This window comes from Rhodoferax sp. (genome assembly GCF_028689295.1).
In the GTDB taxonomy this organism is placed as follows: Bacteria; Pseudomonadota; Gammaproteobacteria; order Burkholderiales; family Burkholderiaceae_C; genus Rhodoferax.
The window spans coordinates 1-6,742 of the sequence record NZ_JAQTWL010000043.1; the positions used below are offsets into that span (position 1 = coordinate 1).

Annotated in this window: 4 protein-coding genes; all 4 read right to left on the reverse strand. The window is 55.2% G+C overall.

All coding sequences use genetic code 11. The features are described from left to right. On the reverse strand, positions 1-755 hold a 755-nt coding region (locus PHF15_RS16305; RefSeq protein WP_300122832.1), incomplete at its 3' end, for a nuclease-related domain-containing protein. Next, entirely contained in the window at positions 752-3,673 is a 2,922-nt protein-coding gene (locus PHF15_RS16310) for a DNA methyltransferase (RefSeq protein WP_300122833.1), read from the reverse strand. The genes PHF15_RS16305 and PHF15_RS16310, both read right to left, overlap by 4 nt. Positions 3,674-3,858: 185 nt before the next feature. Next, entirely contained in the window at positions 3,859-5,499 is a 1,641-nt protein-coding gene (locus tag PHF15_RS16315; RefSeq protein WP_300122835.1) for a DNA repair protein, read from the reverse strand. A gap of 22 nt (positions 5,500-5,521) precedes the next feature. Further along, positions 5,522-6,742: glutamate--tRNA ligase family protein (locus PHF15_RS16320; RefSeq protein WP_300122838.1), on the reverse strand; the 1,221-nt coding region annotated here is incomplete at its 5' end.

The window sequence follows — 6,742 nt, forward strand, 5'->3', positions numbered from 1 at the left end:
TAACTGCGCAATGCTGCGGCCATGGCCTTAACGTCGTCCAGAGAATGCCGCACGGGTTCGTTTTCGAGGAACTTCGCTAGCGCCTTGGTCTCCAGCACCCAAATGCCCTCGGCTTGATTGTCAAACGACTCAACAAACCAGCCTGGAAAAACCACCACCGGCCAAACAAAGGGTTCAAACTGGTTTTCGCGCAGGAAGTTGCCCAACCATCGTGCCTGCGCTTTGGCTTGTACCAAGGGGTTGCGATCTATGCGATGCCCATTAGCGAAAACTTCGCCGGCTACCACCGTCACCTTGCATTCGCCCCGCACCGGCTTTGAATGGGTTTTTGTTTCTATGGTGAACACACCCTGCGGCCCTATCACTACATGATCCACATTCGCGTCGCCATTGGGCACATCATGTAACACCACGAAATCCTTTCGCCGTAGCCATTCAAGATGCTCAGCCACAGCACGCTCACCATCGCGTCCAAGCCTGATTTGCGCCAGATGTTTTTTAGCCCGCCACATCTTGACAGTCGCGTACGCCACGGCCACGACAGCCACGACCGTGTAAATCACGGGATTGGGCTTGGCAGCCGTGAAATAGCGAAACCACTCCAGCCCGGCCATGAGGACCATCATCACTGCGATCATCCCTGGCGCAAAAAAGTGGTCGTAAAAATCGTCCTGCAATTGCTCGGTTAGCGATTGCCCCGGCGCGCGCAGTGGTTGTGCTCGGTCCAGGGGTGAACGTTTTTTGAGGGTGCTCATTCGGCCCTTGCTTTGCGTTTGTTTTTGGGAGTTGTGGAGGGCAGCAGGCTGGTGTATTTTTGGTACAGCTCAAACAAAAACGCCACGCGCTCGGCGTCGCTTTTGTAATGCTTCTTGCCACCGCTGGCCTCGTAGGCTTTGTCCACCGCAGCGTCCAGCTTTTGGTGCGCCTTGAGCAATTCGGGCGGCATGGTGAGCGGGTCGTACAGGTCGGCCAGTGTGGCGGGCTGATCGCCTGTCTGGAATTTTGCGCGCACGTCGAGCACGGTTTGTGCGGCGGTTTCGATGGCGGTTTGTGCCGAATTTGGCGAGGCGCTTTCAAGTAACTCTGGCCAGGGGAAGTTGTTGTAGACGATGCTGATGGAGTACTGGAAGTCGCTCTTCATGCGACCAGTCGTGTATCGAGTCCAAGCCATGTGCATAGCTGAGTGAAGTACACCAAATTGCCAGAGTTTTGCCCGTGGAAGAAGGCGGAGTTTGTTACTTGCCAGAATTTCTGGAGGCAGATAGCCTAAGGGAATGTAGGCGCGTCGCTCAGAAGAAACTTCCGGAATCACCAAGAATGCGGCGTCCGGCATGAACTCCACATGAAATCGCGTCGGCGTGTTCGCCAGTTTTTGCGTCGGTGGGCTTTTGCTGTTTAGCCTTGCTGCCTTGACAGCTTGCACCCTTTTCATGACCTCTGGCATGGCGCGCAAATCCCCAGGAGGGCAGTCACCTAGCCACAGGCACCAGCGCTCGTAACCATTTAAAAATTCGTCGGCACCCATCCAGCGGCGAAACCACTTTTCGCTGGCTGGTTCCTCAGCGATAAACGACTGTTTCTCTTCCGTGGTGAACAGGTAATTGCCATCGTCAATGGGTTTGTTGCCAATGCCGATTGCTGGCACATCGCAAATCGGTTTGGAGCGCCGGGGTAACACCACATCAGGCGCATCGACCAAATACGGGTTGATGTTGGCTGCCTGAACCGCATGCGGCTCGCCCCGTATATCGTCATACTCAAAAATCACCTTGCCCGGCAGGTCTTGCAGGCCAAAACCAATGATCACGCAATGCACGGCGGCCTTGCCCGAAGCCTCGTTGCTCCAGCTAAACGTGCGGTGCGCAAAGTGAATGTGAACCCCTTGCGCCAGCAGCCAGCCCCACAACACGCCGACCTGTTCGCCCTGCGTGATGCTGTTGGTCGAAACAAAAGCGCATCGGAGGTTTGCCCGTTCATGACCCGAGGTGAGTGCGGGCTGGCCGGTGGGCGCGATTTTAAAAACCGAAGGTTCATGAGCGCCCGCCGGCCAGCCTGCACTCGCCGGCGTCGGTTCGACAAGCGCGGTGTGCACGGACCTCATGTAATGCGCCGCCTTCACATACCAGGCCGCCACAAAGTCCAGCAAGCCCGCGTTGCCAACGCCTGCAAAGACCTGTTGGGTGTCTTCGCGCTGGGTATCGTCCATGAACTTGGCGCCCACAAACGGCGGATTCCCCAGCACAAAACTGCAGCGCTCAGTCGGAATCACCTCGTTCCAGTCCAGGCGCAGCGCATTGTCATGCACGATGTGTGGCGAGGTGCGCAGTGGAATGCGAGCAAAGTACAGGCCAAATTCTTCGCTCACCCGCAGATTCATCTGATGGTCCATCAGCCACAGCGCCACCTGGGCAATTTGGGCTGGAAACTCCTCGATCTCGATGCCGTAAAACTGATCGACGTTGATGCCGATCAGGCCGTGAATGTCCAGCCCCATTTGCCCATCGTTGATGCTGGCGCGCAGCACGGCCAATTCAAGCTCGCGCAGCTCGCGGTAGCTGATCACCAAAAAATTCCCACAGCCACAAGCCGGGTCAAAAAAGGTGAGGGTGCGCAGTTTTTTGTGGAACTCGAACAGCTTGTTCTTGTTGTTTTTGACTTTGTTGAATTCAGCCCACAGATCATCCAGGAACAGCGGCTTGATCAGCTTGAGAATGTTTTCCTCGGACGTGTAATGCGCGCCCAGATTGCGCCGCGCCTTGTCGTCCATGATGCTCTGGAACAAGCTGCCAAAAATGGCCGGGCTGATCGACGACCAGTCCAGCGCGCAGGCATCCAGCAGCGCCTCGCGCATGGCGGCGGTGAAGTCGGCCATGGGCAGCGGCTCGGAAAACAGCTTGCCGTTCACATACGGAAACGCGGCCACTTGTTCGTCCAGCGCCTGGCTGCGCTTGGGCTCGTCGGTATTGAGCACCTGAAACAACTGTGCCAGACGCGAACCCAGGTCGGAACCATCAGCTGCGGTGCGCTCTTCAATGAAGGTGCGAAACAACTGCGCGGGCTGAAAAATGCCGGTGTCGTCGGCAAACAGGCAAAACAGCAGGCGCACCAGCAGCACTTCGAGCGGGTGACCGCTGTAGCCACTGGCCTTGAGCGCGTCATGCAGCCGCCCCATGCGCTCGGCGGCCTTGATGTTGACCGGGTTTTGCGGCTGGATGGTCTGCACCTTGTAACCCGCCACAAAGCCGAACAGCTTGATGTGTTTGTGCAGGTCTTTCAGCGCAAATTCAAAAGTCTCGTTGGTGGTGAGGCGGTGCACACGAAAACGGGCAAAGTCGCAGACGATGACCAACTGGGGCAAGTCGCGCTCGGCGATACCGGGAAAGTAGGACAGCGCCTGCGTGAGCGCCACATCCAGATTCTTGCCGCGCGACTTTTGCTCCACGAGCAGCATGCCGGGCCAGAACAGATCGACAAAACCATCGGTCTTGGCCTTGAGGCCGGGCAGCTTTTTGACGGCGTGCTCAAAGGTGGCCACGCGTTTGTCGGTGATGCCGAAGATCTCGAAAAAATCAATCCAGAACGGCTTGCCCTGGCTGTCTTCATTGGCCGCGTCAGCCCAGGTACGGCTGAAGGTGAGCGCGCGGGATTTGATTTCGTTCCAGCTTAATGGCATTTTTGTATTTCCCTTGCTGGCGCTTGTTGTTCCAATTTGAAGTCGTAAATTGCGACTTCAAATATGCTCATGAGGTGGTGAGCCGATCACGCGAACAATGCGCGTCGTGAACTCAGCCAAGTGCATGCCGCGCGGGTCACCGGCGGTGCGATGGATGTTGATGGTTTGTGGGCCCATGACATCGTTTAGTGGGGTGGCCGCGCACCGACAGCGCGCCAGAACACAGGGTGCAGTTTTAGTACTGACGTTGGTTTTATTACACCATCGCTCGGGAAGTGATCAGAGAAATATGACCAATATTCTGGACTCGCTGAATCTGGTTTTACGCCAACTGCTCCCACCGTATACAACGCGTTCACAAGGATGAGAAGAAACTTGAAATGACTCAATTTCCCGTCTAAATAACACAGCGCCGCAGCCTGTGACACAGGGTCATGCATATCTGGATTTGAAAGTAATTCATCTTGAACCCATTCCCGAATTGATTCCTCACTCAACTCACTAAGTTTGATGCTTACAGGGCGACGAGCAAAAACACGCAGGTATTTCGCCACCATGGGGTAAACAGCCCCCCATTCTTCCTGCAATGAGTCGATGCGTTTTTGCGAGTAAGAGCCTTCTGCATCCTGAACAATTTGGGCGGTGATATGACCCCGATCACCCGCACGCCCAATGCACTCATTCACAAAAAGAATCGCGTCTCTTGGGCGTAGGAACGTTTTATCAGTAAGGTAATCGCTAAATGTTTGCCTACCGATGTGTGAGGGGAATAGGTCCGCCATTTGGATTGGACGCGACGTATAGCGCTGCTTGACCAAATGCTGAATCCGACTGTTAAGCATTTGTTGCAATTGACTATTTGTCCACCTCAAGTTGAGGCGAAGAGACTCAATTTTTTCAGATTGAAATCCGGAATCACGCGTTTCCGAAATCACACGTTGCAGCAAATCAAGTCTCAGGGAAACGACAACTTTCACTGAACGAACTTGTCGAAAACTCTTTATCGTTTCGATCAGTGCACGAATTAGTTTGTATTTCAGCCCATCGTCAACCCATTTGGTGTCGAGATCATCTATGGTGACGAAGTAGCATTCCTGAGGGTCGTTAAAGATCTCGTCGCCCAAGAGTCTTAAAACGTCAGCAAGTGCCTTAATTTGGACCTGATTTACGACGCGAGCACCTCGTGAAATTACTTCCTGCTTTTGTTCCGCAGTCAATTTTTGAGCGGCCCCCGCTTCAAATCTGACAACACCAAAGTTCGCTCCTAGCGATGCCTTAAGGTCTTCTTCCATTTTTGCGGTAATTTCACGAACGCGGTACTCGGTTTCGTTCCAAAAATTCTCACCCCATTTTCGCAAATAGTTAACAGCCTGTTCCTTAGCCTTGTCCTTAACGAATAGTTGACTGAGCGTTGACAAAAAGGATCTCTGCGCAGCATCGCTGGTGATTTTGTATTTGTGCTTAATCAGTTCCACGGCAAGGACGTGCTTCCAAAGCAACTGATAGAACACATCCAGGTTCGCCCCCGCCTCTTCAAAAAAACGGATCACACCTGAATTGGCAAGATAGCCAAGTGACAATTGCTCTGGTGGCAATGAAATAACATGATCTTCGCGATCAGCCAACATGCGAATTAGCGCACTCTTTCCAGAGCCTGTTCTTCCGACGATTATTCGCGGTGCTGACGAGCAATTACGAAGTAGGTCGAGGTCTCCGTTATCAACAAAGCACTGAAAGAGAAATTCGTCATCGGACTCAGCTTCAGCTTCTCCAACGCGATCATTTTTTTTGAATCGAAACGCAACCCCGTTGTCTTTTTTATCCACGTCCTCTCCCTATTTTAAAAAATCACTTTCCCCAGCTGTCCTTCAACCCCACCGCCAGATTAAACACGGGTTTGGAACCAGTGACATGGTCCACCCGATCCGCCACAAAGTAGCCGTGCCGCTCGAACTGGAAGTTCTGACCGGGCAGGGCGTTGGCCAGTGACGGCTCGACGATTGCGGTGATGACCTTCAGGCTGTTCGGGTTCAGGCTCTCGATGAAGTCCTTGCCACCCGCGTCGGGCTGGGCGTCCAGGAACAGGCGGTCGTACAGGCGCACTTCGGCATTGACGCCGTCAGCCACGCCAACCCAGGTGATGGCGGCTTTGACCTTGACGGTTTCGCTGCCGGGGGTGCCGCTTTTGGTGTCGGGCACCACGGTGGCCAGCACTTCGGTAATTTGTCCGTTGGCGTCTTTGGTGCAGCCGGTGCACTCAATCACGTAGCCGCCCTTCAGGCGCACCTTGTTGCCAGGGAACAAACGTTTGTAGCCCTTGGGTGGCACTTCTTCAAAGTCTTCGCGGTCGATCCACACTTCTTTGCCGATGGTGAAGTGGCGCGCGGGTGGCGGCTCCAGACCTTCGGGCGCTGCACCAGAAGACGCGCCATGCGGCGCGTGTGGCAGGGCGGGCTGGCTGCAGGGCTCCAGGTGGCCCGCACCCATCACTTCGTCCCAGTTGGTCATGACCAGTTTGACCGGGTTCAGCACGGCCATGCCGCGGTGCGCCTTGAGTTCCAGGTCTTCGCGCAGGCAGCCTTCCAGCGTGCTGTAGTCGATCCAGCTGTCGCTCTTGGTCACGCCGATGCGTTCGGCAAACATTTGCAGGCTGGTCGGTGTGTAGCCGCGACGGCGCAGGCCGACTATTGTGGGCATGCGCGGGTCGTCCCAGCCGTTGACTTTGTGGTCGTACACCAATTGCGCCAGCTTGCGCTTGCTGGTAATCACATAGGTGAGGTTCAGGCGGGCAAACTCGTACTGGTGCGGTGGAGGGCTGGCCAGCAGGCCGCCTTCAATCAGGCGCTCCATCAGCCAGTCATAAAACGGGCGCTGGTCTTCGAATTCCAGTGTGCAAATGCTGTGGGTGATCTGCTCCAGCGCGTCCTCGATCGGGTGGGCAAAGGTGTACATCGGGTAGATGCACCATTTGTCGCCGGTGTTGTGGTGCGTGGCGCGGCGGATGCGGTAGATGGCCGGGTCGCGCAGGTTGATGTTGGGGCTGGCCATGTCGATCTTGGCGCGCAGCAC

Bases quoted from the DNA above. Each gene is read 5' to 3' on its own strand.
- PHF15_RS16310 (WP_300122833.1), bottom strand. From the start codon at position 3,673: ATGCCATTAAGCTGGAACGAAATCAAATCCCGCGCGCTCACCTTCAGC.